Below are 3,322 nucleotides of genomic sequence, written 5' to 3'. Positions count from 1 at the left end.
GACCCTCTTTTGCTCGATTCCAAGCTCTGAAATTTTGGCAACTGCTTTTGGATAAATCTGTGAAATTTTAAGGTCATTGATTTCAAGTTCCAAATCTGAGTTTTCAATATCCACACTCATGTCATTCTTGAGCTGTGCCGCTTCGTCTACTAGGAAATCAGCATATACTGCAAGGCTGCTTTCATCCTGTATTTCAAGTATCAGTGTTCCCATTATAGGCATGCTTCCAACAAAGCCGTTAAGCTCAGTTACAGTCCCGTCAAAGTTTGATTTCAGTACATATCCTTCCCTGTGTTTATCAAGTATGTCAAGAGATATTGCCAGACTATCTATCTGTGCCTCATACTGGTTCTTAATATTTCCAGATACTCCCTTGGCCTGTTGATTGTACTGGTTGTTTAGAACTGCTATCTGGTTTTCAAGCTGCAATACCATATTTTCAGCAATATTTACTTCCGATTTTGTCATTACATTTTCATTGAACAGTTTAAGAGCCTTGTCATACTCTTCCCTAGCTAATGTCAGGGAATTTCTAAGCCCTTGTATCTGAAGCTTGATTCCGTTAAGTGTCTCGAAGTCAACACCTACTACTGCTTCGGAATAGGTAGCTTCAAGAGCCTTTATTTCCTTGTTGATCCTTTCTACTTCAAGGTCTATGGTGGAATCGAATTCAATTAGTATATCTCCCTTTTTCACAATGTCGCCTACTTCTACGTTGATTGTCTTAATTTTCTTCATTCCATCACTATAGAAGGTATTGATGTTTGTAGAAAGTATTTCGCCATTTTCCTCAAGGTATTTGCTCAAGTCTCCTACCTGGGTCGTTTCAGTAATGAAATCGTCTCCTACCTTCAAGGACTGGTTATATGCATAATACCCTATACTTGATACAACTGCTGCAACTATCACTATGATTATTATTTTCTTTTTGCTGATTTTCATAATCACTTACCTCCTATTTTATGATGTTCTGCTCTTAAGAGCTTCTATAAAGTCAAGATTTGTTATTTTCCTGTATGTTATCAATTGTGCCAATGTCAAACATATCGTTGTAAATACTATAGCATAAATGACATTTTTAATTGTAATTGGTGCATTAAATACATATAGATCCGTAACGTAAATGGTCCTCATTGCATCGATTAGCACCTTGCCCAAAGGGATACCGTAGATTACTCCTACAACCGACATTACAGCATTTTCTTTTAAGATTATTCCGAAAATTTCCCCTTTTGTAAATCCTAAAACCCTCAGGGAAGAAAATTCAAGCCTTCTTTCATTGATGCTGAGTACAGTCATACTGTAGATTATTACAAATCCAAGTATTCCTGAAAACACAACCATTACAGAAATGCTTGCTACCGCCAAATCTAGATATTCGAAGAACAGATCCCTCATATCCTGGAGTGACTGTACACCTCCTACATTTTTAAGGTCTCCAAGCTCCTCGGATATGTTTTTATCCGTATCAACAAGTGCACCGTTTACAAGGTTTTTACCTGCCAGCTTGTCCTCCATATAGTCGATATTCATATATCCGTTTATGCCGAGGGCCTGGTCAATTATGTCCACAATTTCAATATATTCATCATCCATTCCAGGAATAAAGTTTTTCACCAGAATATTGTCTCCAGGTTCCACCTCCAGTATCCCTGCAAGGTTTGAAGATATCAGCATACCCTCATCAGGAAGTTCAATCCTATTTCCATAGAAGTCTTCAAAATTATAGTATGATGTATCCTTATGAAGTCCTATAACGCTTACAAACTTTTCATTTCTTCCATATTGAAGTTCATAGGGCATCTCCATCTTTCCTTCGATTCCGTCAATATCAAGAATCTTTTCAAGATCCTTCAAGGAATCTTCGTGAATGGGACTAATAAAATCTATATTGTAGTCCATTGATAGGAATTCTCCATAATGTGTTTCAAAGACTACAGTCATCATATCCGATATCCAAAACGTCATTAAACTCATTGCTATGGTAAATGCCGCTCCCAAACTTATAAAAACGGATTTTTTCTTCTCTCTGAAAATGTTCCTGAAAACTATCTTCCAGGTGAAAGAAATCCTTTCCCATACAGGTTTGACTCTTTCTAAGAGTATCCTGTGTCCAGTCTGCGGAGGCTCATCCCTTATGGCCTCTGCCGGTGTTACCAACATTGCATCACGTGAGCCCACCAAACCTGCTCCTATACAAAACACCACAGATAATACAATAGATGTTATTATATTGGCAGGATAGAAAGCAACCTTAAGCAAGGGTATATAAAAATATAGAAGATATACTTGCGTCATAAACCCGGACATTATTGTTCCAAGTAAAGTTCCTAATCCTCCACCAATTATTCCTATGCTTACTGCATACATTGTATAATGTGAAAGAATTCTCAACCTGGAGTATCCCAGTGCCTTAAGTATTCCAATTATTACCTTGTCGTTTCTTACATTTCTTGAAATCATTGCAGCCAGTATGGCAGCAGCCACTGCAAGGAACACTACTGGGATGAACCCAGACATCTGTTTAAGCCCATTTATTTCCTCATGGACAAGTCTGTTGCTGAGCTGGTCTTTCTTCTCTACTACCCTTCTAAGACCAAATTTATCAAGCCTGTCTTCGAGAAGCTTTTCAGTTTCACTGAACTTCTCTTCATCCTCAAGAGTTATGACAATATCATTGTATTTATCGGTCATTCCCGATATGTTTGCAAGATATTCCTCTTCTATAAAGCCTATTCCGAATTTATCAGGAATTGGATAGATGGTCTGCTCGTTTTCCATTACATAGGTATATTCTGGATGAGATACCATTCCCTTGACTTCGAATGTGTATTTCCTGCCTGAAATTCTTAATTCTATTTCATCTCCTATTTCAATGCCTCTTGCATCAGCAAACTGTGTATGAAGGAGTATTTCCCTGCTGCTAATTTCCCGCTTTCCCTTTTCAAGAAAAAGCTTGCTAATACTATTTGACTTCCCATCAACAGAAACAAGCCTAAGATTCACCTTTTCATCCTTGTTATCAGTAATTACAGGTACATCAAAAATAATTCTGGCATCAACAGCCTCAACATTTTTTAATCCTTCAAGTTCCAGTGCATTCTTTTCGGAAATCTGCATTACGTCTACAAATACATCGCCAAAGTTTGAGATTTCATAATATTCAAGCAGTGAGGTTTCAAGGTTCGTTGCAGCACTGTTCATTAGGGTATACATGAAGAGTCCAGTAATTACAACAATTAATATTGAAATATACTGACCCTTTGAATGCCTTATCATCCTCAGAAGTCTGAGGTCCAGTTTTTTCATTACCACTCAATCC

2 protein-coding genes are annotated in these 3,322 nt (G+C 37.6%); both read right to left on the bottom strand.

The window, feature by feature from the left end:
• A partial coding sequence (locus AC3AX0_RS09815) for an HlyD family secretion protein (protein ID WP_487550112.1) occupies positions 1 to 942 on the bottom strand: 942 nt, incomplete at its 3' end.
• Between the two features lie 18 nt (positions 943 to 960).
• Complete coding sequence (locus tag AC3AX0_RS09810; protein ID WP_487550111.1) at positions 961 to 3,309, bottom strand: ABC transporter permease; 2,349 nt, start codon at positions 3,307 to 3,309, stop codon at positions 961 to 963.
• Positions 3,310 to 3,322: the final 13 nt, after the last annotated feature.

The sequence above is a fragment of the Dethiosulfatibacter sp. genome (assembly GCF_983023055.1).
Note: the sequence above shows the minus strand (reverse complement) of the source record. Positions and strands in the feature narration are given on the sequence as shown.